Raw genomic sequence first — 23,066 nt, forward strand, 5'->3', positions numbered from 1 at the left:
CCGCCTGCTTCGTTCTGCCGCACGGGAGGACTCTCCCCCCTTGATCTGGGCTGCCGCGTTTCCTGGTGCCGCTCTGCGCGTGATGCGCAGGGCGGCCGGGCGGTATGCGCTGCAAGTGGCGGTGCTGGTGGGTGGTTTGTTCGCGCTCGGTCTCCTCTGGGGAGAGCAGGCACACGCGGTCGACGGGGTGCCGTCGGCGCCCACGGAGAGCGTGCGGTCGGCGACGACGGATGCGGTCGGCGAGGCGACGCGTGCCCTGACCGGGACACAGACCCCCACCGGGGCTGCGGCCGAGCCGGTCGTCCGGTCCGTGGGGACTCAGGTCACCCAGGTCACCCGGGTCACTCGGCCCGTCGGAGATGTCGCCGAGAAAGTGACCGGGGGGCTGGCCGACGCGAAGGCGAAGCTGCCCCCGTCGGCTTCGCTGCCGAGCGTTCCGAACCTGCCGAGCGTCCCGAACCTGCCGACCGTCCCGAATCTTCCGGGCGTTCCGAATCTGCCGAGTCTCCCGAACCTGCCGGGCGCTCCGAGTCTCCCGGCCTTCCCGGATGCCCCGGCCTGGCCCGAGTCGCCGAGCTGGCCGGACGCTCCGTCCTGGCCGGGCCTGCCGACTCCGCCCGGGGTTCCCGAGCTTCCCGGTGCGCCGGAGGTTCCGGGGCTTCCGGAGATTCCGGGGAAGACGTTGCCCGCGCCGGTCACGTCCGCGCCGCAGCCGGGTGGGGCGGTGACGTCACCGGGGGCGAAGGGTGAGGACTCCGAGGGGCGTTCCGCCGTAGAGGCGTCCCCCGTCCACGGACCGCGGTTCACGGACGGCGCCGCGAGCGGTAGTACTGCCCGGTCGGCAGCCGCGCACCGGGCCGCCCCCGTCGAGCACGCGCCCCTGGAGCAGTCGCCCGGTGCCCCGGGTGGGGCGCTGGTCGGCAAGCCGGCGATGGACAGCGGTACTTCGCGGCACGGCGGTGACGCCCACGCCGTCACCCTCGATCACCGGGCACCGTTGTGGCTCGTGCCCGGCGCGGCCGTCGGCGTCGACGCCGACGGAACCCGGAACAGGCACCAGGACATCCCGGTCTCTCCGGCCTAGGCAGGACATCCCCCGCCGTAGACCTGCCGCGCGGGGGCGGAACAGGTCTGCCCGCCCGTCCGGATCCCCCTCGATCAACGGATCACCAGATCACCGCATCTCTTGATCCTCCGATCTCCGGACGAAGCCCGGCGCCTCTTTCCACAGGCACCGGATGTCCCCAGCCTTCCCAGGTCCCGAGGCCCCAACGGCTCCGCCGAGGCGCTTCGGAACTTCCGAGGATCTAAGGATCTGACGCACGCCATGAACAAGAACATCCGCCGTTCCATCGTGATAGCCGCCGGTGTCACGGGCGCCTGGGCGCTCGGTTCCGCCGCGGCAAGCGCGGACGAACTGCCCGCGTCCTCCCTCTCCACGCCGGACGCGACGACCGAATCCGTCGCGGACACCGCCACCGACACCGCCAACACCGTCGACACCGTCGCCACGAGCACCGCGCCGAAGACCGCGAAGGCCAGGGGCGCCGCCGCGATCCTGGGCGCCAAGGCGGCCCGCGCGGCGCAGGCCGAGTCCGAGGGCGCCGTCATCGACGTCCGGGACACTCCCACCGACGTCCGGGACACCGTCACCGACGCGAGCGCGCCCCAGGACGAGGTCGACTACCTCTTCGGCCCCCTCTCCGACTTCGCCCCCGACCTGGAGCAGACGCAGACGCAGACGCAGACACAGGCGCAGGCACAGGTCGCCGAAGCCACCGGCACCGTCACCCCGGTCGTCGACCAGACGGCGGCCGCGGCCGTGCCACCGGTGGCGTACACCGCGGTGGCCGGAGCGGTGCCGGTCGCCGAGCGCGCCGCGTCCGGGGCCACCGCGCTGGCGTACGGGACCGTCGCCGAGGTCCAGCCGTACGCCACCGGACTGGTCGGTCAGGTCGCCGCCGACACCACGGACTCCGTGCTGCCGCCCGTCGCGAACACCACCGTGCACGGCGTCGTCCAGGTCGCCGGGCAGGCCGTCGAGGACGCGGGCGCGCTGGCGTACGGCGTCACGCGGGAGGTCGGCCCCTTCGCCGGAGGTGTCGTCGGCGAGGCCGCCCCCCTCGCGGAGGGCGTCTCCGGCCACGCGACCCACCTCGGGTACGACGTCACCGGCCACGCGACCCAGCTCGGACACGGCGTCACCGGCCAGGTGCCCCCCTTCGCCCAGGGCGTCACCGGCGCCGTCCGGCCGGTCGTGGACACGGTCGTGGAGACCGTCCGCCCGGTCGTGGACGGCGTCGGCGGCAGCGCCACGACGCTGGCGTACGGCGTGACCGGCTCGGCGACCGATATGGCGTACGGAGTCACCGGTGACGTCGCGCCTTTCGCGCAGGGCGTCACGGGAGAGGTGACCCCGTTCGCGTACGGCGTCGCCGGGCAGGCCGTGCCCTTCGCGCAGGACCTGACCGGGACGGTCCGGCAGACCGCGCACCCGCTCGTCGGTCACGCCCTCACCGGCGTGGAGGGCGTGGCCGACTCGGCCACCCCGGGCTACGTGCAGGACGTACAGAACGCGCAGGACGTGCACCTCGGTGACGCGTACGGCGTCTGACGCCCCCGCACCGGCCCTCGCGCCAGCCCTCGCACCAACCCGTGCGCCGCCGCCCGGAGGAAACGCCTCAGCGGCGGACGACCGATCTCCATGAGGCACCCGGCCCCGGACGGCCGAAAGCCATCGGTTTGTCCGGCCGGAACCTCATGGATGGGGCGGACTGGTCCCCATTGGGGTGGGGATCGCCCGTCCTGAGCCCCTAAGGGGCCGTTCAAGGGGCCTCACCGGGTCAACCCCAACCCGGTGAGGTCTCTCCCCTGCGGCACGCCGTGCCAGTGATCCCGGCATCATGTGACAGGTATCACCGCTCAGGTGTGACCCTCGATTTAGGGGCCCCCTGCAAGCAGCGATAACCTGCGAGACGGACATGCCGCGCGCTCGGACACCGTGTGCGCCACCCTTGTGACAGACAGCGGACGTCACGTTGCCCTCGCGGCACGCCCACGCAGACAACGAACCGCGAGATCACTGATAGGGACGGAAGCGCGTGGACCTGTTCGAGTACCAGGCGAGGGACCTCTTCGCCAAGCACGATGTACCGGTGCTGGCCGGTGAAGTCATCGACACGCCTGAGGCGGCCCGCGCAGCCACCGAGCGTCTTGGTGGCAAGTCCGTCGTCAAGGCCCAGGTGAAGGTCGGCGGCCGTGGCAAGGCCGGCGGCGTGAAGCTCGCCGCCACCGCCGACGAGGCGGTCGAGCACGCGACCAACATCCTCGGCATGGACATCAAGGGCCACACGGTCCACAAGGTGATGATCGCCGAGACGGCCCCGGAGATCCTGGAGGAGTACTACGTCTCCTTCCTCCTGGACCGTGCCAACCGCACCTTCCTCTCCATCGCGTCCGTCGAGGGCGGCATGGAGATCGAGGAGGTGGCGGAGACCCGCCCCGAGGCCGTCGCCAAGACGCCCATCGACGCCAACGTGGGTGTGACCCCCGAGGTCGCCCGCCAGATCGTAGAGGCCGCGAACTTCCCGGCCGAGGTCGCCGACAAGGTCGAGAACGTCCTTGTCACCCTGTGGAAGACCTTCATCGAGGAGGACGCCCTCCTCGTCGAGGTCAACCCGCTGGCCAAGGTCGCCTCCGGTGACGTCATCGCCCTGGACGGCAAGGTCTCCCTCGACGAGAACGCCGAGTTCCGTCAGCCGGGACACGAGGCCCTCCAGGACAAGGACGCGGCCAACCCGCTCGAGGCCGCCGCCAAGGAGAAGAACCTCAACTACGTCAAGCTCGACGGCGAGGTCGGCATCATCGGCAACGGCGCGGGTCTCGTCATGAGCACCCTGGACGTCGTCGCGTACGCCGGTGAGAACCACGGCGGCGTGAAGCCGGCCAACTTCCTCGACATCGGTGGTGGCGCCTCCGCCGCCGTCATGGCGAACGGCCTGGAGATCATCCTCGGCGACCCGGACGTCAAGTCCGTCTTCGTCAACGTCTTCGGTGGCATCACCGCCTGCGACGAGGTCGCCAACGGCATCGTCCAGGCGCTCCAGCTGCTCGCGGACAAGGGCGAGGAAGTCACCAAGCCGCTGGTCGTCCGTCTCGACGGCAACAACGCCGAGCTGGGTCGCAAGATCCTCTCCGACGCCAACCACCCGCTGGTGCAGCGCGTGGACACCATGGACGGCGCGGCCGACAAGGCCGCCGAGCTCGCGGCTGCGAAGTAAGGGACGAGGGACTAAACAGCCATGGCTATTTTCCTCAACAAGGACTCCAAGGTCATCGTCCAGGGCATGACCGGTGCCACGGGCATGAAGCACACCAAGCTCATGCTGGCCGACGGCACGAACATCGTCGGTGGCGTGAACCCGCGCAAGGCGGGCACGTCCGTCGACATCGACGGCAACGAGATCCCGGTCTTCGGCACGGTCGCCGAGGCGATCGAGAAGACGGGCGCGAACGTGTCCGTCCTCTTCGTCCCGCCGGCCTTCGCCAAGGCCGCCGTGGTCGAGGCGATCGACGCCGAGATCCCGCTCGCGGTCGTCATCACCGAGGGCATCGCCGTCCACGACTCGGCCGCGTTCTACGCCTACGCCGTGTCGCAGGGCAACAAGACCCGGATCATCGGCCCGAACTGCCCCGGTCTCATCACGCCGGGCCAGTCGAACGCCGGCATCATCCCGGGCGACATCACCAAGCCGGGCCGCATCGGCCTGGTCTCGAAGTCCGGCACGCTGACGTACCAGATGATGTACGAGCTGCGCGACATCGGCTTCTCGTCGGCCGTCGGCATCGGTGGCGACCCGGTCATCGGGACGACCCACATCGACGCGCTCGCCGCGTTCGAGGCCGACCCCGACACCGACCTGATCGTCATGATCGGTGAGATCGGTGGCGACGCCGAGGAGCGGGCGGCCGCGTTCATCGCGGAGAACGTGAAGAAGCCGGTCGTCGGCTACGTCGCGGGCTTCACCGCGCCCGAGGGCAAGACCATGGGCCACGCGGGTGCGATCGTCTCCGGTTCCTCCGGTACGGCCGCCGCGAAGAAGGAGGCGCTGGAGGCCGCGGGCGTCAAGGTCGGTAAGACGCCGACGGAGACGGCCAAGCTGGCGCGGGAGATCCTCGCCGGCTGAGCGGTCACTCCTCAGCTGAACGTCGATGGGCCTGTCCCCTTGGTGGGGGCGGGCCCATCAGCGCGTCACGGGGTGCCGGGTCCGGTTGTTCGGCGGGCGCGGGGAACTGCGCGACCAGCCCCCCCCACCGGCCCGCAGTCAACGAATCAGCGGCATCAATCTCTCTGGACCCCGTACCGTCTCCTCCCGCAGCTTCGCTCTCAACGCCACCTCCGCCTCCGACAACGGCCCCGGAGCCACCCGAGGCGGCACCCCCTGCACCGTCTCTCCCTGCGGGACAGGCGGCTCATAGTGCGTGGGCGCGGTCCGTACCGTGAGTGCCGTCGTGCCGATCAGTGCCACCGTGAAGGCGATCGCGGCCCGGGTCCAGAAGCGGGCCCGGCGTTCGCTGCCGGTGCGGACCGTGGGGGGCTTGGCGGCGCGGAGGCGTTCCGTGGAGGCCAGCTCGGCCAGCCGCCGGTGCAGCTCGTCGGGGTCGGACAGCTCGGGCAGCCGGGCGGCGATCGTGGCGCGGGCGTGGAGGAGCCGGTTCGCCGTCACCGGGGTGCTCGCCTCCGTCTCGGCGGCCGTCTCGGGCAGGTCGAGGCCGACCCCGTCGTAGAGCACGAGCGTGCGGCGCCGTGGTGGCGGGAGGCGGAGGAGCGCGGCCATCAGGGCGCGGTCCGGCGCGTCGGCGGGGGGTGGTTCGGGGTGCCGGAAGCGCGGGCGGAAGCGGTGCCAGGGGGAGAGGGCGTACTCGTACGCCGTCGCCCGGACCCAGCCCGCCGGGTCCCGGTCGCGGGCCACCTCGGGCCAGCGCTGCCAGGCGAGTTGGAAGGCCCGCTCGACGGACTCGCGCGCCAGTTCGCGCCGCCCGGTGAGCAGGTACGCCTGCCGGACCAGGGCGGGCGCGCAGAACGCGTACAGCGCGTCGAATGCCTGAGCGGGCGTCAGGGGCGTCGCGGGCGCCTCCGGTCGAGGCTCCGACAGCGGTGGTACGGGCGCCGTGGCTTCCGTGCGGACGGGCATGTCGGCCGCGCCCGTCGCGAGTTCGGCCAGCAGGCTCGTGTACGCCTCCCGCTTGCGGCCACGCGGTGTCGTACGGCCGGTCTCCCACGCGCGTACCGTCTCGCGGGCGACTCCCACCCGGGCGGCGACCTGAGCCTGCGTCAACGACCCCGCCTCGCGCAGGCGTCGGCGTTCGCTGGGCGGCGGGAGCGGGAGGGCAGGGCTCTGCGTCACCGGGTGCCCCTTCGCACAAAAAAGTACATAAACGTATATTGAGCGACACATCGGAGGTTCGCCTGTTACGACGGGAAAGCGCGTGTCGTTGGGAGCATGGCGGGCGTGACCCAGTTGACCGCTCGCCGACCGCTGCTGTCGTCCCTGCTCACCCGGATGCGCGACCGATCGCCCGGAGTGGCCGCCGGCCTCCTCGGCGGCGCCGTCGCCGCGGGGCTGGGGCTCGGTTCGTTCGCCGTGCTCGTGATGGTGCTGTGGATCAGCTCGCCGTACCCCGACAGCGGGCCGAGCGGCGCGCTGCATGTCGCCGCGTCCCTGTGGCTGCTGGCGCACGGCGCCGAACTGGTCCGCACCGACACGCTCTCCGGCGTCCCCGCGCCCGTCGGCGTCACCCCGCTGCTCCTCCTCGCCCTGCCGGTGTGGCTGGTGCACCGGGCGGCGCGCGACGCGGTGGACGCGGCGGGGGCCGATGAAGCGGAGGGTGAGGGAGCGGGGGTCGGCGGGCCGCCTCCCGTACCCGCCCGTACGGCGTGGACCGGGGTCGTCCTCGGCTACCTCGCCGTCGGGTCGGCCGCCGCGTGGTACGCCTCGGACGGTGACCTGCGGCCCTCCTGGGGGTGGACCTGCACCTGCCTGCCGCTGGTCGTCGTGGCGGCCGCGGGGACGGGGGTCTGGACGGCGTACGGCCGTCCGCGCGCGGCCGTCGACAGCGTGCTGATCCTGCTGCCGGGCGGCCTGCGACGGCTCCTCCTCGGGCCGGACGCGCGGGACCGTCTCGGTACGGCCGCCCGCGCCGCCGGGGCCGGGGCGGCGGTACTGGTCGGGGGCGGGGCGTCGCTGCTGGCGACGGCGCTGGTGTGGCACGGGGAGGCCACCCGGGAGTCCTTTCTGCGCCTGACCGAGGGGTGGTCGGGCCGGTTCGCGGTGCTGCTCCTGTGTCTGGCCCTCGTCCCGAACGCGGCCGTCTGGGCGGCGGCCTACGCCCTCGGCCCGGGCTTCACCCTCGGCGTCGGCCACACCGTCACCCCTCTTGCCTCCGCCCCGGCCCCCTTGCTCCCGCCGTTCCCGCTCCTGTCGGCAGTACCGGATCCGGGCCTCGCCACACCGCTGAACTGGACGGTCGCGTTGGTACCGGTGGCGGCCGGGCTGACGGTGGGCTGGTTCACGGCGCGGGGAGCGGTGGCGGGGGCGCGCGAAGAGAGGCCCGGCGGGACGGGGGCCGGCGCCTGGTCGCGAGGGCGGACCGCCCAGGTCGCCGGGCTGGCCGCCGTCCTGTGCGCGGGACTGGTCTGCGCGCTGGCCGCACTCGCCGGTGGACCGCTCGGCGTCGCCGCGCTCTCGCGCTTCGGGCCGGTGTGGTGGATGACGGGAGGCGCGGCCCTGGCCTGGATCGCGGCCACGGCGGTCCCGACGGCCTTGGGCCTGCGGGCGTGGCGCTGCCGCGAGCGCCGGGTGCGGGACGACCGCGACGAGAACGGGGCGACGATCGGCAGGCCCCGGACGGAGACGGCAGTGGCGACGGCGGCGGATACGGGGACGGCAGCGGCGGGAACGGCCGCGCTGGTGCCGGACGGCGGAGCGGCACCGGACGGCGGCGGAGCGGTGACGGAGCCGGCCGGAGAGACCGGCCGGGACGCTGCCGTGCCCTGCCCGCCCGACGTGGCCCACGCGACCGACACAGCCGACACGACCGGCCCCGCAGAGAGCACCTTCGAGCCCTACGTGCCTTACGTGTCCTACGCCGACGACACCGCCGGCCACGCCTTCGAGCCGTACGACTTCCGGCCCGTCGACACTCCCCAGGCCCCCTGGGACGAGGGCGACGCCGCCAGAAGGGCCCGCTGGGCGGCGCTCCGAGAGGCCTCGGGGGACCCGGCGGAGCCGCCGACGGCGCCCTGAGGGCAGGTGGTCCGGTCGGTCAGCTGTCCGAGCCCAGGAACCCGCGCAGTTCCTTCGGCAGATGGTCGGTGCAGGCCTGCTTCGCCTCGTTGGTGAGGGCGTCGTTGGTGCAGGTGTAGTAGTCGCTGTAGACGAGCTTCGCGGCGAAGCCGGCGGCGACGAGGGTGATGGCGAGGGCGGCGGTGACGAGGCCGCTGATGGCGGCCGTGGTCTGGGGGCGGCCGGTCTGGGCCGGCGCGGGGGTGTTCGGGTCGGGGGCGCGGGCCGGCTGGGCGCGCAGGGCGCTGATGGACCAGTACAGGGCCAGCGCACCGAGCAGCAGGGCCACGGAGGGCCAGCTGAAGAGGGCGAAGAAGAAGGCCCACATACCGCTCAGCAGGGCGTACCGCGCGCGCCGCTGGGACGGGTCGGTCGGGTCCCAGCGCATACCGGTACCGGGGCCGCCGCCCTGCCCCTCGGGGCCGTTGCCCGGGCCGCCACCGCCCGGACGCTCGCCGAAGCTGCCGGGGGAGCGGCCTGGCTGGCGGTCGCTCCACTGACTGCCCCAGGGGGTGTCACCGGAGCCCTGGCCCTGGTCCGGGCCTTGTCCCTGACCCTGGCCCTGGGCCGGGTCGCCCCCTCCCTGCGGCTGCCGCGGCTGCCAGGGGCGGTCCGGCGAACCCTCCGGAGGCGGGGCGAACGGGTTGTCGTCCTGCGTGCCCTGCGGTGTGCCGCCCTGTCCGGTGCCGTCCTTGCCGCCCGAGGGGGTGTTGTCGGACGACGCGTCCGGAGGCGAGGCGGGGCGCTCCCGCAGCAGCACGCCGCTGCGCTCCCCTCCCTGTGAGGACTGCGGGGGGAGCGTGAGGAGTCGCAGACTGCGGTCCGGCATCAAGTGAGCGTCTTCCCCTAGGTGATTCGGCTGTGTGGCCTGTCTGGTGCGAGCTGACACTCGGGAAACGCACCGCACGTCGACCGCGTTCCCGAGTTCGCTCGTCCCAGACGCTACCTTCCGGCCACGCCCCCGTCCCGTGGGGGCCGTCCGGTGTGCCGGTATCGTTGCTGACGGTCGGCCGCTTCGTAGACTTCCCCGTATCCCGGGGCGCGAAGCATTCGTATGAATGCACAGACGTATGACTGCTGAACGCACAGACGTATGCCTGCGCGGCCACCCGTACACACGCACCCCCGAGAAAGGGCCCCCGCCGTGGCCGCCAAGCCCGTGGCCAAGTCGGCCAAGCGCCTTGTCGTGCTGGTCTCCGGATCCGGTACGAACCTCCAGGCGCTGCTCGACGCCATCGCGACCGTCGGATCCGAGGCCTACGGAGCCGAGATCGTGGCCGTCGGAGCCGACCGCGACGGCATCGAGGGGCTCGCGCGGGCCGAACGGGCCGGACTGCCGACCTTCGTGTGCAAGGTCAGGGACCACGGGAGCCGCGAGGAGTGGGACGCGGCGCTCGCCGAGGCGACCGCCGCCCACGAGCCGGACCTCGTCGTCTCCGCCGGGTTCATGAAGATCGTGGGCAAGGAGTTCCTCGCGCGCTTCGGCGGGCGGTTCGTGAACACCCACCCCGCGCTCCTGCCCAGCTTTCCCGGCGCCCACGGGGTCCGCGACGCGCTCGCGTACGGAGCCAGGGTCACCGGCTGCACCGTCCACTTCGTCGACGACGGCGTCGACACCGGACCGATCATCGCCCAGGGCGTGGTGGAGATCCGGGACGAGGACGACGAGAGCGCTCTGCACGAGCGCATCAAGGAAGTCGAGCGAAGACTGCTCGTCGAGGTCGTGGGGCGGCTCGCCCGCAACGGCTATCGCATTGAGGGACGAAAGGTAGTTATCCAGTGACCGCCGAGAGCAACAAGCGGGCCATTCGACGGGCGCTCGTCAGCGTCTACGACAAGACCGGCCTCGAAGACCTCGCGCGCGGCCTGCACGAGGCGGGCGTGGAGCTCGTCTCCACCGGGTCCACCGCCGGCCGTATCGCCGCCGCGGGCGTCCCCGTCACCAAGGTCGAGGAGCTCACCGGCTTCCCCGAGTGCCTGGACGGCCGCGTCAAGACGCTCCACCCCAAGGTGCACGCCGGCATCCTCGCGGACCTCCGCCTGGAGGACCACCGCAACCAGCTCGCCGAGCTGGGCGTGGAGCCCTTCGACCTGGTCGTGGTCAACCTCTACCCGTTCCGCGAGACCGTCGCGTCGGGCGCCACACCGGACGAGTGTGTCGAGCAGATCGACATCGGCGGCCCCTCGATGGTCCGCGCCGCCGCCAAGAACCACCCCTCGGTCGCGGTGGTCACCAGCCCCGCCCGGTACGCGGACGTCCTGGCCGCCGTACCGGACGGCGGATTCGACCTCGCCACCCGCAAGCGGCTGGCCGCCGAGGCCTTCCGGCACACGGCCGAGTACGACATCGCGGTCTCCACCTGGTTCGCCTCCGCCTACGCGCCGGCCGACGACTCTCCGTTCCCCTCCTTCCTCGCCACCACCCTGGAGCGCGCGCACACCCTGCGCTACGGCGAGAACCCGCACCAGCCCGCCGCCCTCTACACGGCGGGCACCGGTGGCCTGGCGGAGGCCGAGCAGCTGCACGGCAAGGAGATGTCGTTCAACAACTACGCGGACACGGACGCCGCCCGCCGTGCCGCCTACGACCACGCCGAGCCCGCCGTCGCGATCATCAAGCACGCCAACCCGTGCGGCATCGCGGTGGGCGCGGACGTCGCCGAGGCGCACCGCAAGGCGCACGCCTGTGACCCGCTGTCGGCGTTCGGCGGTGTGATCGCCGTCAACCGCCCGGTGTCGAAGGAGATGGCCGAGCAGGTAGCGGAGATCTTCACCGAGGTCATCGTGGCCCCGGACTACGAGGAGGGCGCGCTGGAGGCCCTCGCGAAGAAGAAGAACATCCGCGTGCTGCGCGTCCCGGACGGCCTCGGCCACCCCATCGACGTCAAGCCGATCGACGGCGGCGCCCTCCTCCAGATCACCGACCGCCTCCAGGCCGAGGGCGACGACCCGGCCAACTGGACGCTCGCGACGGGTGAGGCGCTGAGCGCCGAGGAGCTGGCGGACCTCTCCTTCGCCTGGAAGGCCTGCCGCGCGGTCAAGTCCAACGCGATCCTCCTCGCCAAGGACGGCGCCTCGGTCGGCGTGGGCATGGGCCAGGTCAACCGGGTGGACTCCGCGAAGCTGGCCGTGGACCGTGCGGGCGCCGAGCGTGCCGCCGGTTCCTACGCCGCCTCCGACGCCTTCTTCCCCTTCCCCGACGGTCTGGAGATCCTCGTCGAGGCCGGCGTGAAGGCGGTCGTCCAGCCCGGTGGTTCGGTCCGTGACGAGCTGGTCGTCGAGGCCGCGAAGAAGGCCGGCGTCACGATGTACTTCACCGGGACGCGGCACTTCTTCCACTGAGCCGTGACCGTTTCCACCGAGCCGTGATCGTGAGCGGGCCCCCGGGTGCACACCTGGGGGCCCGCCCCGTTCACGGCTCTGTCCTGCCGCCTACGTCGAACTGCGCAGCGCCGCCCAGGTCTTGGCGCCCACGTCCCCGTCGACCACCAGCCCCTTGTCGCCCTGGAACAGCTTCACCGCGGAGACCGTGTCCGCGCCGAACTGCCCGTCCACGCCCGAGCCGCCGACGCTGTAGCCGCGCTGGGTGAGCATGCACTGGACCTGGACGACGCGTTGGCCCTTGTCGCCCCGGGTGGTGAGTTCGGTGCCGGAGTAGTAGGTGCACTGGGAGATCCAGGGCGGGGTGGCGGGCTTGGTCGCGGTCTTGGTGGGGGTGGGGCTGGGGGCGCTGCCGCCGCCGTTGCCGGTCGTGGCGGTGGGGTCGGGATCGGGGGTGACCCGTTCCCCGCCCGCTCCGGACGAACCGCCGTCCGCGCCGGGCGACTCGTCGTCCTTCGCCTTCTCCTCGCCCGTCTCCTTTCCTCCCGTCCCCTTCTTCTCCTTCTTGTTCTCCGCCGCCTTGCTCGGGGAGGCGGTGGGCAGGACCGAGGCCGCCGCGCCGTCGGGCGTGTTGTGGGCGGAGGCCGTGGGGGAGCCGGAGGCCGTGTCGGCGGGGGAGGGGCGGGTGAGCAGGAAGGCGCCCGCGGCCACGGCGACCACGGCGATGCCCGCCGCGACGGCCAGATACGCCTTCCTCCGGGGACGCCGACCGCCGCCCTCGTCGGCCGGGAGAGGCGTGAGGGGCGTGACGGGGGCGTACGGGCCGACGGGCGTGGGCATGCCGCCGTACTGCCCGGGCGGTGTGGGTGTGCCGGCGGGCGGCCCCGCCGGTGTGGGCGACCCGCCGTACGGTCCGGCCGGGGTGGAGCCGCCCGCGTACGCACCGGGCGGGGGCGGACCGAACCCCGGCCCGGACCCGGCGGCCCCCGTCCGCTCCAGCGCGGCACGGAAGTGGTCGGTCTGCTGTGCGGAGGCGTTCTCCAGGAGGGCGGAGCCCTGGCGCCGGTCGTGGAGGCGGGCGGCGAGGGGCTCGTGCCAGGCGGGGGCGGGCCCGTGCCCGGCGGCCGTGGCGGCCTCGGTCAGCTGGTGCGGGGTGGGGCGGGCGGCCGGGTCCTTGGCGAGGCAGGCGGACAGCAGAGTGGCCAACGCGGGGTGCACGGCCGCGAGTTCGTCCATGACCTGCGGCCTGGGCTCCTCGAAGGCGACCCGGTGCATGACGTCGACGCCGGTGCCGTCGCCGAACGGGGCGTGCCCGGTGGCGGCGTAGACGATCGAGCTCGCGAGCGAGAACATGTCGGAGGCGGTGTCGCAGCGGCCCTCGCGCAGATACTCCGGCGACATGAAGGCGGGGGTGCCGACCCGGCTGCCCGTGCCGGTGATCGCGCTGCTGTCGGCGGCCTGCGAGATCCCGAAGTCGATGACATGCGCGCCCTGGGGGGACAGGACGACGTTCGACGGCTTGAGGTCCCGGTGCACGACCCCCGCGGCGGCCAGTGCCGCCAGTGCCTGTCCGAGCTCGCCCACCAGCCGCCACACGCCCGCCGGTTCCAGCGGCCCGCACTCCTTCACCGCGTCGGCGAGGTTCAGGCCCGGCAGGTACTGCGTCGCCATCCACAGCAGCTCGCCCTCGAACCCGCTCCCCAGCAACTCCGGGGTGTGCGGTGTCCGGACCCGCCCGTGCACCGCCGCCTCCCGCTCGAACCGCCGCCTGAACTGCGGGTCCTCGGCGTACTCGGGCCGGATCACCTTCACCGCCGCGAGCCCCGGCCGGTCGTCGGCGGGCCGGGCGAGGAAGACCCGCCCCATACCGCCGCTGCCGAGCCGCCCGAGCGGGAGGTACGGCCCGATGCGGGCGGGGTCGGCGGGTTGCAGGGGCGTGGCGCCCGTCTGCCTCAGGGCGGCGCCACCGGCGGCCGCTGTGTACGACGGTGGCGTGGACCGCCACTGGTCCGTCATGGGTCCCCCGTGGTGCTGTGCTTCCGCAACGTACAGATGTGCCGGGCAAGTTGGTGCGAGGCTACCGTGCCGGGACGGGGGAGATCCCGGAGGCTCCTGAGACGTGCGGACACTGTGACGCGGTGACGTCGAACGGTCCGCGGCCCGCGGCCCGTCGTGGTGAACCGGCGGGCCGTCGGGTCGGCGTGCCGTCAGGCGGTCCCGGAGCGGGCGTGCTTCAGCGCCCGGTCCCTGGCCTGGCGGTGGGCCTTGATCTCCGCTTCCCAGTCGCCCCGGAGGGTCTTCTCCGCCCGCTGCTGCCCCGCGGCCACCGCCTGGTGCAGCCGCGCCCGCTGCTGGCAGGCGACATCGGCCCGGGCTACGGCGAGTTCGGCCCGCCCGGTCTCCCGCAGGGCCTCGGAGTCCCCCGCGGCCTTCTCCACGCGCTCCTGGATCTCCTGGCGCGGCTCGCCCAGCGCGCGGTAGGGGTGCCCCTCCTCCGCCATGCACGTGGCCCATTTCCGCTCGGCGGTCCGAAAGGCGGCGCCGCGCAGGGTGGCCGTCACCACCTGGTTGCCGACTCCTTCCAGGGCCCGGAAACGTTCGGTCCACGGCTTGCCGTAGACGGAACGGAAACCGGTCTCGACGCAGGCACCGGGGTCGTAGGAGAGGGTCACCCCGTCGGGCCGCTTCACCTTGCGGTGGCGGTCGGGTGTCCCCACCAGCGCCTCGTGCCACTGGCGTTGCCGGGTCTCGGACAGCCGCTGGAGGATCTCGTCGTTGGGATCACCGGCCGGCGGGCCCAGCCGCTGGGCCGTGATGCCGTAGCCGTCGTCGGTGGCGCGGTCCGGCTGGAGCAGGCCGTAGGGGTTGTCCTCCACCAGCCGCCAGGGATCGCGCGCCGGTATGACGTGGTACTCGAAGCCGCGCTCGTGCATGCAGTCGCGCACCGCCGCCTCCTCCGCGTCGTGCAGCAGGGCGGCGTTCGCGGGCGGTGCGTACAGCACGCCGGACAGGGGTCTGGGGTCCGGCAGGGCGGCCGGGGCCTCGTGGCCGGATGCACCGCATCCGGCCACGAGGAGAGCCGTGGCCGCCAGCCACAGCAGTCTGCGCACAGAGATCAGCACACCCAGGTGTTGGAGGCGATGCCGTAGCGGAACTGGCCGTTGTTCCAGGTGTGGGTGTCGTAGATGGCGTTGCCGCGGTGCAGGAGGGCGGAGCTGCCCTCCCGGTTCAGCAGCGTCCAGATGCGGACGTCGCAGGAGTTGCCGTTGTTGTACGCCGAGCGGGCGTTGTTGAACTTGTTGTACTGCCGCAGGTCGGAGTTGTTGCCGAAGACCTGCCCGGGGGTGCCGCCCCCGTTGGCGTTCAGGTAGGCACACAGTGCCCCGCCGTCGCAGTCGGACCAGGCGGCCTGCGCCGGTGCCGCCATGGCCCCCACCCCGAGACCGGCGAGCACGGTGGCCCCGGCGAGCACTGCCGCCTTCGTACGGATCGCCTTGATACGGCTCATACGATGTCCCCTCCAGTGCGTCGGCGCCGCCTCGTGGTGGCGCCGGGAACACAGTGGCGGGACGGGTCGGCGAGGGGTACCTGGAAAGTTACAGGTACCCGTCAAGTCCGGTGTGCGGCAGGGTCGTGGGCGCGCCCACGACCACCCGTACGCTGCGCGCCCGGGCCTTCGCGCTCTCGGGCAGCCAGGCGATCAGACCTCGTCCGCCTTGCGCAGCGCGCTCCAGGTCGCCGCGTTCACGATGCCGTCCGCGACCAGTCCCTCGCGTTGCTGGAAGGTGACGACGGCGTCCTGGGTCAGGGGGCCGAAGTCGCCGTCGATCTCGCCGACCTCGGGGATCTTGTGGAGGTATCTGAGCAGGCACTGGACCTCGAGGACCTGGTTGCCGCCGTCGCCGCGTTTGACGGTGAAGTCCCACGTGGTGTGCCAGTTGGCGGTGTAGCCGCGGCCGTGGTCGGGGTCCTCGTAGACGGCGGGCTTCTCGCAGGTCGGAGGTGCCGAGGCCACCGGGCTCTCGTCCCGCAGGGTGTACGTCAGGGTGGCCGCCGCGCCCAGCGAGGCGGCCGCGAGAGCCGCGACGAGGACGGGGCGTATCCAGCGCCGGGGGCGCAGGCGGGGCAGGCGGGCCGAGGGGGAGGCCCCGGCGGCCTGCTCGACCTGTCGGAGCAGGGGCTCGGTGCCGATGCGTTCGGGGTGGGTGGGGGAGAGACAGGCGGTGATGATCTGCCGCCAGGGGGCGGGCAGTTCGGGGGAGAGCCGCAGCTCCTCGGTGCCGCGCGCGTAGCGCATGGCCGCGTCGCAGCGGGCATCCGTGGTGGCGCCCGGCAGCGGGAAGGTGTCCGTCAGGACGACGTGGGCGAGGACGCCGAAGGCCCAGATGTCGGCGGAGGGCCGCACCCGGGTGCCCCGCTCGTCGATCTCGGGCCACAGCAGTTCGGGCGGGGTGTAGTCCGGGGTGGCGAAGGCGGGCGCGTAGGCGTGGGTGCCCTCCATCTCGGCGGCCATGTTGAAGTCGGCGAGCCGGGCCGAACCGTCCTTCATCAGCAGCACGTTGGCGGGCTTCAGATCGCCGTGCACCCAGCCCGCGTGGTGCAGCTGGTGCAGCCCCTCGCAGATCTGGGCGAGCAGTGCGGGGCCCGCCGCCGGCTTCGGCTCGTGCTCCAGTACGGCGTGCAGGGAGCCCTCGGCCTTCTCCAGCACGAGGACCGTGGCGCCGTCGAGTTCCGGGTGGGCCGGGTCGTCGACCGTCAGGGTGTCGTACATCCGGATCAGGCGGGGCGCGCGCAGGCGGCCCAGCAACTCCACCTCGCGCTCGGCCAGTTCGCGCAGATGGTGCAGCCGGCGCGGGGTCTGGGTGCCGGTGGGCAGGAACTTCAGCGCCGCGTGACGCGGCTCGTCCGGTACGTCGTCGCGGGTGTTCCGGGCCGCGTAGACGGTGGCGAACGCCCCGGACGCGAGCGGCGCGCGAACCTCCCAGTGGCCGACCCGGTAGCCCTTGGGGACCGGGACGACGTACGACTGCCCGGTCATCGCACGGCCTCGTCGGCGGTCGCGGCGAGCACCGTCAGATCGTCCTCGCGGACCAGGTCGAAGCGGAGCGCGAGCGAGACCAGGGACTCCTTCTTGCCGTTGGCGCGCTGTCCGGGCTCCGCGGTGTCCGGTCCGGGCCTGAGGCGCAGCTTGACGGCGAGATAGTCGATGTTCCAGTAGACGGCGGAACGGGTGACCTTGGGCCACGTGGGGCGCAGCCGCTCGACGAGCTGCTCGACCGCGGGCAGCGGGGCGTGCGGCTCGCCGCGCAGGCGGGGTTCGCACAGGGCGGTCAGGACCGAGAAGTACCGCTTGGTGCGGTCGAGGGTGAACGCGGGCGCGGTCAGGGCGCCGGAGAGCCCCTGCCGGGCGACGCTGCGGAAGGTGTGGCGCGGCGCCCAGACGTCGAAGGCGAGCAGGTCGCCCGCGGCCGGCAGGACGACCCGCGAGAACTCGAAGGGCACCGGCGCGTCCAGGCGCCCCGGCCCGATCTTGATGTGCTCGCCCGCGCCCTCCGGGTTCTCCACGACGTAGGTCTGATGTTCGCTGAGGTTGCTCAGCAGCCAGAAGTTGTGGTGTGCGGCGATCTCGCCCGCGACGCGCGGTACGCCTTCGTGCGCGATCGTGAGTCCCTCACCCGCCTGGGCTCTGCCGAACGTGAGGCGTTCGCCCGCGGCGATCCTGAGCTGCCCCTCCGCGCTGCCGCACGAGGGTGGCACGACGATGACGCTGTACATGGAGTTTCCCCCTCCTCCCACGCCATGGGGGAGCTCCCCCAGTCGACCAACGGCAGAGTAAGGGGAGCCTTGTTGCAATGGCGAAGCTTTCCGATGTGTCGGCGGGGCGCCGAGGGACCTCGATGCCCCGAAGCGGTACCTCAGACCTGTGAGGGTCACTTCCTGGCGGGTGGCGTGTACTCCTTGAGGTAGTGGGCGACGCGGGCGGCGTAGTCGTGGACGTTCGGGGGAACGCCGCCCGCGGCGTTCACCTTCTTGGTCGAGGTGCGGTAGGCGGCGGCCAGCAGGACGCGTCGGTCGCCGGACAGGCCGGTGGTCTCCAGGCGCGGTTCCATGAAGCAGAGGTAGCGGCCGACGGCGGGGATGGACTCGGCGGGGGTGAGCGGCGGCCTCGGGGTCGCCTCGGCCGGGGCGCCGTCCGCGCGCATGTACCAGCGCAGGATGCTCGGGGTCCAGCGGGCGATGCCGTACTCGCCCGCGTCGGGATCGGACAGGTCGGGGTCGAAGTTGCTCTCCGCCTTCAGGATCGCGGCGATCAGCGCCGGGGTGACCTCCGCCTGGGAGCAGTCGTGGGCGGAGTCGACGATCAGCTGCCGGTACCGCACCGGAACACCCTTGTCCGTACGGAGTTCGGCGGCGCCGTAGGCGGCCGCGGCGGCCTGCCCGCTTCCGGATCCGGCCGGGTCCTCGCCGTCCGAGCCGGACGCGGTCCAGGCGCTGATGCCGTAGCCGAGGACGGCCACGGTGACCGTCGCGGACACCGCGGCCACCATCGTCGTACGGCGGGAGCGGCGGTGCGGGAGCAGGGTGCGGGGCAGCCGGGGGGAGCGGCCGGTGCCGGCGGCTGCCTCCACCTGTCTCAGCAGTTCGTCGGTGGTGACGCGGTCGGCGTGCGTACGGGCCAGGCAGCGGCGCACGATCTCCCGCCAGGCGGCGGGCAGTTCGGGCGACAGCCGCAGCTCGTCGGTGCCGCGGGCGTACGCGGCGGCCGCGTCCCGGCGGGCGGTCGGGGTGCCGCCGGGCAGCGGGAAGGAGTCGGTGAGGACGAGGTGGGCGAGGACGCCGAAGGCCCAGATGTCGGACGAGGGGCGGATCCGGCGCCCGCGTTCGCCGATCTCCGACCACAGCAGTTCGGGCGGGGTGTAGTCCGGGGTGGAGAACGCCGGCGTGTAGGCGTGGGTGCCCTCCATCTCGGCGGCCATGTTGAAGTCGGCGAGCCGGGCCGAACCGTCCTTCATCAGCAGCACATTGGCCGGTTTCAGATCCCCGTGCACCCAGCCCGCCCGGTGCAGCTGGGCCAGCCCCTCGCAGATCTGCGCGAGGAGCGCGGCGCCCCCGGAGGGCCGGGGCGCGTCGGTGAGCAGGGCGGACAGCGACCGCTGCGCCTTCTCCAGGACGAGGACCGTGGCGCCGTCCAACTCGGGGCGCCCGGGATCGTCGACCGTGATGCTGTCGTACATCCGGATCAGGCGGGGCCGCTTGAGCCGGCGGTACAGCTCGACCTCCCGGTCGATCAGCTCGCGCAGGTGGGCCAGCTGGCGCGGGGTGCCGGTGCCGGTCGGCAGGAACTTCAGGGCCGCGGTGCGCGGCAGTTCCACGCCGTCGTCGGCGACGGTGTCCTCGGTGCGTCTGGCCTCGTAGACGCTGCCGAACGCGCCCGTCGCGATCGGCTCGCGCACCTCCCAGACGCCGACCCGGTAGCCGCGCGGCACCGGAACGGCGAACGGCTCGGTCATCGTGTCCCCCGGGTGGCCGGGGCCGCGAGCACGACGAGGTCGTCCTCGCGGACCAGGTCGAAGCGGAGCGCCAGGGACACCAGGGACTCCTTCTTGCCGTTGAGCCGCGGTCCCGTGTCCGCGGTGTCCGGGCCGGGCTTGAGGCGCAGCTTCACGGCCAGGTAGTCGATGTTCCACTGCACGGACGTGCGGGACGCGGCCGGCCAGGCCGGCCGCAGCCGTTCCACGACCTGCTCGACGGTGGGCAGGGGGGCGTGCGGCTCCCCGCGCAGCCGCGGTTCGCAGAGCGCGGCGAGGACCGCGAAGTAGCGTTTCGTACGGTCCACCGAGAAGGCCGGTGTGGTGGTGTCCCCGTCCAGGCTCTCCTCGCCGCGCAGATAGTCGTGGCGTGGCGCCCACACCTCGATCGGCAGCAGGTCGCCCGCGGCGGGCAGCACGATCCGCGAGAACTCGAAGGGCACCGGCGCGTCCAGGCGCCCCGGTCCCACCTTGATGTGCTCGCCCGCGCCCTCCGGGTTCTCCACGACGTACGTCTGTCCGCCGGAGAGGTTGCTGAGAGTCCAGAAGGCGCCCTGCGCGCTGATCACGCCCGCTCTGCGGGAGACCCCGTCATGCGGCACGATCAGGTCGTTGGCGTCGCGGGTGGAACGGCCGAAGATCAGCCGCTCGCCGGGCGCCAGTCGTCGTTGGGTCCGGTTCGGGTCGTCCTCCGTGGTCGGCGGAGGTACCACGATGATGCTGTACAAGGTGCGTCTCCCCGTGCCTGACGGCTACACGGGTCAGAGTAGGGCCGCCGCACCAGGGCCGTGTCCCCCTCGTGCGGGTGAGACACGGCCCTTGGGCGGGAATGGCGCGAACTGTTCCGTCGCGAGGAGGCGCTCAGTAGCGGGCGCGGTTGAACCAGGCCTTGCCGTTGGCGTTGCCCGCGAAGACGGCGATCAGGATGCCGAGCACCAGGTGGACGATGCCCACCAGGGTGAACGGGTAGATGCCGAGGACCGCGGTGAGGATGCCGAAGACCAGGATGGTGACGCGGGTGCCGTTGGTGCCGCTGGTGAACTTCGTCGCCAGGATCGCCGCCCATACCAGCCATGCCAGCGCGAAGACCGCGAAGCCCCACAGCACGCCGGTCGGGTAGTCGGCGAAGGCCTCGAACTGGGCGTCGTCCTTGGCCTTGTCGATGGCCACGGCGCTGAAGGCGAACACGATCGCGCCGATGACCTGGAGGCCGACGATCACCCACAGCAGGATGCGGGCCGTGTTCACGGTGCCCGGCATCTGCGTCATCGGGGCGCCGCCGCCGTAGGACTGCTGCACCGGCGGGGCCTGCGGGTAGCCGTAGCCGGGCGCCTGGGGCTGCTGCTGCGGGTAGCCGTAGCCCTGCTGGGGCTGCTGCGGCGGCTGCTGGGGCTGGCCCTGAGGGCTGCCGTAGGGGTTGTTCGGGTCGCCGTAACTCATGGCGGTGTTTCCTCCGTTGATTCCAAGTGCGGGGACATCACGCGCGGCACCGTACGGAGGAAAGGTTCAGAAGCGGTTGTCCCCCCGATGAGCTGCCCGCGGCACTGTGCGTGCCATCGTTCTTCACGCTCGTCCGGGTTGTCCAGCGGCATTCGTCATGCGTTGTGCAAGTGCAACCTCGCCGATCATGGGGTACCCGGATTGGAACCGGGACCCGGTCATCCGGGAGGATGGGGAACATGACCGCCCAGATTCTCGATGGCAAGGCCACCGCAGCCGCGATCAAGTCCGATCTGACCGCCCGCGTGGCGGCGCTGAAGGAGAAGGGCGTCACGCCCGGCCTCGGCACGATCCTCGTCGGGGAGGACCCCGGCAGCCAGAAGTACGTCGCCGGCAAGCACCGCGACTGCGCCGAGGTCGGCATCGCCTCCATCCAGCGCGAGCTGCCCGCCACGGCGACCCAGGAGGAGATCGAGGCGCTGGTCCGCGAACTGAACGAGGACCCCGCCTGCACCGGTTACATCGTCCAGCTGCCGCTGCCCAAGGGCATCGACGAGAACCGGATCCTGGAGCTCATGGACCCGGACAAGGACGCCGACGGCCTGCACCCGATGAACCTCGGCCGCCTCGTCCTCAACGAGCCGGCCCCGCTGCCCTGCACCCCGAACGGCGTCCTCACCCTGCTGCGCCGCTACGGCGTGGAGATCAAGGGCGCCGAGGTCGTGGTCGTCGGCCGTGGCGTGACCATCGGCCGGTCGATGCCGCTGCTGCTCACCCGGCGCAGCGAGAACGCGACCGTGACCCAGTGCCACACCGGCACCCGTGACCTGTCCGCCCACCTCAAGCGCGCCGACATCATCGTCGCCGCCGCCGGTTCGGCCCATCTGATCCGCGCCGAGGACGTCAAGCCGGGCGCGGCCGTCCTCGACGTCGGCGTCTCGCGCAACGCCGAGGGCAGGATCGTCGGGGACGTCCACCCGGACGTCGCCGAGGTGGCCGCGTGGATCTCCCCGAACCCGGGCGGTGTCGGACCGATGACCCGGGCCCAGCTGCTCGTCAACGTGGTCGAGGCGGCGGAGCGCGGTGTCGGCTGAGACGAGGCCCGAGAAGGGCGACGAGGCGGTGGAGCCGGTGGAGTCGGCGGAGAGCGCCGGGTCCGCGGGCTCCGGCGCCGCTGTCGAGGACATCGGGGCCGTGGAGGACATCGAGGTCCGTGACCCCGTCAGCGCTCCCGACGCCGAGGGGAAGCCGCGCCGGACGACCCGCCGCTTCCCGCTGTTCACCAGGGACACCGCGCGTCCCGAGGGCGGTGGCCGGGCCGCGCCGAGCGACGCCCCCGCGCCCGCCCGGCAGTGGCCGGTTCTCGCGGTCCTGGGCCTGGTCGCCCTCGGCCTGCTGCTGAGCGCCCTGGACCGGTTCCGGATCGGCACCCTGCTGATCGGCGTCGCGCTGCTGCTCGGCGGGGTGCTGCGCTGGATCCTGCCGGACGTCGGCATGCTCGCCGTACGCTCCCGCTTCACCGACATGGTCACCTACGGCGTGCTCGGCCTCTCGATCGCGCTGCTGGCGATGATGGTGCAGCCGGACCCGTGGCTGGTGATCCCGTTCCTCAAGGACACCCTGCACTTCACGGTCAGCACCTGAGCACCTCGCACAGTCGTGCGACGGCGGCCCGTCCTCTCCCCCGAGCAAGGACGGGCCGCCGCCGTGCTTCCACCCTCCTGCACGGGGAAGCGGCTGTTCAACGGCTGTCCGTCCGCTGTGGCACGGAGGTGACCGTTCCGCTACGGTGTCCGCGCTCCGCGACAGGGTGTGATCAGGAAGGGAACCGATCACCGCTCTCGTGTCGTCCCTCGTTCGGGCCGGTCGAACCGACCATGAACCAGGACATGAGGGACGCCGTGGAGGTGGGTGATGGGCGGCTGGCAGCCGTTGCCGGACGATCTGCCGCCGGAGGTGCGGCACTTCGTGGAACAGCTGCGGCTCCTGAAGGACCGCACGGGGCTCAGCCTGGTCGCGCTCGGCGCCCGCACCGCCTACAGCAAGTCCTCCTGGCACCGCTATCTCAACGCCGGCCAGCCGCCGCCCCGCCAGGCGGTCGCCGCGCTGTGCCGGATCGCCGGTCTCGCCGACACCGAGGCCGAACGCTTCACCGTCCGCTGGGAGATGGCCGTCCAGGCCTGGCCGCGCCCGGCGACGGTGCCCGCGGGCGGCGATGACGGCGGCCATGGCGGCAGGACGGGGGAGGAGTACGAGGACGATCCCACCCTGCCGTGGTGGGACACGCCTCCCGAGGAGAACGCCCGGGGCAGGAGCCGGTGGCTGCTGTGGACCGCCGTGCTGCTGCTCCTGCTCACCGCCCTGGTCGGTGTCGTCGGAACCGTTGCCTTTGGGTGAGCCGGGCACTGCCGTGACGGGCGTTATTTCCGGT

At 72.6% G+C, this 23,066-nt stretch carries 20 protein-coding genes; 10 read left to right on the forward strand and 10 right to left on the reverse strand.

The genetic code is table 11. The features are described from left to right. Positions 1 to 40: 40 nt before the first annotated feature. The 4 genes from SLINC_RS49475 (at position 41) to sucD (ending at position 5,186) form a co-directional block, all read left to right on the forward strand. Positions 41 to 1,084, forward strand: a complete 1,044-nt coding sequence (locus SLINC_RS49475) for a hypothetical protein (protein WP_220472919.1) — start codon at positions 41 to 43, stop codon at positions 1,082 to 1,084. 243 nt (positions 1,085 to 1,327) lie between these two features. After that, positions 1,328 to 2,614 (forward strand): hypothetical protein, encoded by a 1,287-nt coding sequence (locus SLINC_RS27580; RefSeq protein WP_067438129.1) that lies wholly within the window; start codon positions 1,328 to 1,330, stop codon positions 2,612 to 2,614. 487 nt (positions 2,615 to 3,101) lie between these two features. Continuing rightward, entirely contained in the window at positions 3,102 to 4,280 is a 1,179-nt protein-coding gene (gene sucC, locus SLINC_RS27585) for an ADP-forming succinate--CoA ligase subunit beta (RefSeq protein WP_067438131.1), read from the forward strand. Between the two features lie 21 nt (positions 4,281 to 4,301). Further along, complete coding sequence (gene sucD, locus SLINC_RS27590; protein WP_067438133.1) at positions 4,302 to 5,186, forward strand: succinate--CoA ligase subunit alpha; 885 nt, start codon at positions 4,302 to 4,304, stop codon at positions 5,184 to 5,186. A gap of 138 nt (positions 5,187 to 5,324) precedes the next feature. Here the strand turns inward: sucD and SLINC_RS27595 are convergent, their stop codons facing one another. Beyond that, positions 5,325 to 6,407 carry a helix-turn-helix domain-containing protein gene (locus SLINC_RS27595; RefSeq protein WP_067438135.1) on the reverse strand — a complete coding sequence of 361 codons (1,083 nt, stop codon included), beginning with the start codon at positions 6,405 to 6,407 and terminating at the stop codon, positions 5,325 to 5,327. Positions 6,408 to 6,503: 96 nt separating this feature from the next. Here SLINC_RS27595 and SLINC_RS27600 point away from each other — a divergent pair, with 96 nt between their 5' ends. Then, positions 6,504 to 8,306, forward strand: a complete 1,803-nt coding sequence (locus SLINC_RS27600; RefSeq protein ID WP_067438137.1) for a cell division protein PerM — start codon at positions 6,504 to 6,506, stop codon at positions 8,304 to 8,306. A 19-nt stretch (positions 8,307 to 8,325) separates the two neighbouring features. On the opposite strand, the gene SLINC_RS27605 is transcribed toward SLINC_RS27600, so the two are convergent. Then, positions 8,326 to 9,174 (reverse strand): hypothetical protein, encoded by an 849-nt coding sequence (locus tag SLINC_RS27605; RefSeq protein ID WP_067438140.1) that lies wholly within the window; start codon positions 9,172 to 9,174, stop codon positions 8,326 to 8,328. 315 nt (positions 9,175 to 9,489) lie between these two features. Between SLINC_RS27605 and purN the strand changes: the two genes are divergently transcribed. Next, a complete protein-coding gene (gene purN / locus SLINC_RS27610) occupies positions 9,490 to 10,128 on the forward strand; it encodes a phosphoribosylglycinamide formyltransferase (protein WP_067438142.1) in 639 nt (212 codons plus the stop codon). Further along, on the forward strand, positions 10,125 to 11,687 hold the full coding sequence (gene purH / locus SLINC_RS27615; RefSeq protein WP_067438145.1) for a bifunctional phosphoribosylaminoimidazolecarboxamide formyltransferase/IMP cyclohydrolase: 1,563 nt from the start codon (positions 10,125 to 10,127) through the stop codon (positions 11,685 to 11,687). The genes purN and purH overlap by 4 nt, the downstream gene beginning before the upstream one ends. Before the next feature lie 90 nt (positions 11,688 to 11,777). Here purH and SLINC_RS27620 read toward each other — a convergent pair whose 3' ends face one another. From SLINC_RS27620 to SLINC_RS27655, 8 genes are all read right to left on the reverse strand, one after another. After that, a complete protein-coding gene (locus tag SLINC_RS27620; RefSeq protein ID WP_067438148.1) occupies positions 11,778 to 13,682 on the reverse strand; it encodes a protein kinase domain-containing protein in 1,905 nt (634 codons plus the stop codon). A gap of 191 nt (positions 13,683 to 13,873) precedes the next feature. Then, on the reverse strand, positions 13,874 to 14,788 hold the full coding sequence (locus SLINC_RS27625) for a hypothetical protein (protein WP_159425366.1): 915 nt from the start codon (positions 14,786 to 14,788) through the stop codon (positions 13,874 to 13,876). Continuing rightward, positions 14,782 to 15,174 (reverse strand): peptidase inhibitor family I36 protein, encoded by a 393-nt coding sequence (locus tag SLINC_RS27630; RefSeq protein WP_107406679.1) that lies wholly within the window; start codon positions 15,172 to 15,174, stop codon positions 14,782 to 14,784. The genes SLINC_RS27625 and SLINC_RS27630 overlap by 7 nt, the downstream gene beginning before the upstream one ends. Before the next feature lie 192 nt (positions 15,175 to 15,366). After that, complete coding sequence (locus SLINC_RS27635) at positions 15,367 to 16,704, reverse strand: serine/threonine-protein kinase (protein WP_067438154.1); 1,338 nt, start codon at positions 16,702 to 16,704, stop codon at positions 15,367 to 15,369. Beyond that, on the reverse strand, positions 16,701 to 17,441 hold the full coding sequence (locus SLINC_RS27640; protein ID WP_067438157.1) for a hypothetical protein: 741 nt from the start codon (positions 17,439 to 17,441) through the stop codon (positions 16,701 to 16,703). Before SLINC_RS27640 ends, SLINC_RS27635 begins: the two co-directional genes overlap by 4 nt. Positions 17,442 to 17,596: 155 nt before the next feature. Further along, entirely contained in the window at positions 17,597 to 19,177 is a 1,581-nt protein-coding gene (locus SLINC_RS27645) for a protein kinase domain-containing protein (RefSeq protein WP_067438160.1), read from the reverse strand. Beyond that, positions 19,174 to 19,923 carry an FHA domain-containing protein gene (locus tag SLINC_RS27650; RefSeq protein WP_067438162.1) on the reverse strand — a complete coding sequence of 250 codons (750 nt, stop codon included), beginning with the start codon at positions 19,921 to 19,923 and terminating at the stop codon, positions 19,174 to 19,176. Before SLINC_RS27650 ends, SLINC_RS27645 begins: the two co-directional genes overlap by 4 nt. Positions 19,924 to 20,056: 133 nt before the next feature. Then, on the reverse strand, positions 20,057 to 20,635 hold the full coding sequence (locus SLINC_RS27655; RefSeq protein WP_067438165.1) for a hypothetical protein: 579 nt from the start codon (positions 20,633 to 20,635) through the stop codon (positions 20,057 to 20,059). A 239-nt stretch (positions 20,636 to 20,874) separates the two neighbouring features. Between SLINC_RS27655 and SLINC_RS27660 the strand changes: the two genes are divergently transcribed. The 3 genes from SLINC_RS27660 (at position 20,875) to SLINC_RS27670 (ending at position 23,032) form a co-directional block, all read left to right on the forward strand. Beyond that, on the forward strand, positions 20,875 to 21,729 hold the full coding sequence (locus tag SLINC_RS27660; protein ID WP_067438168.1) for a bifunctional methylenetetrahydrofolate dehydrogenase/methenyltetrahydrofolate cyclohydrolase: 855 nt from the start codon (positions 20,875 to 20,877) through the stop codon (positions 21,727 to 21,729). Between the two features lie 91 nt (positions 21,730 to 21,820). Then, on the forward strand, positions 21,821 to 22,279 hold the full coding sequence (locus tag SLINC_RS27665; protein ID WP_225988520.1) for a DUF3017 domain-containing protein: 459 nt from the start codon (positions 21,821 to 21,823) through the stop codon (positions 22,277 to 22,279). A 270-nt stretch (positions 22,280 to 22,549) separates the two neighbouring features. Next, a complete protein-coding gene (locus tag SLINC_RS27670; RefSeq protein WP_067438171.1) occupies positions 22,550 to 23,032 on the forward strand; it encodes a helix-turn-helix domain-containing protein in 483 nt (160 codons plus the stop codon). The last annotated feature ends 34 nt before the right edge of the window (positions 23,033 to 23,066 follow it).

It is taken from the genome of Streptomyces lincolnensis (assembly GCF_001685355.1).
GTDB classification, from domain to species: Bacteria; Actinomycetota; Actinomycetes; order Streptomycetales; family Streptomycetaceae; genus Streptomyces; species Streptomyces lincolnensis.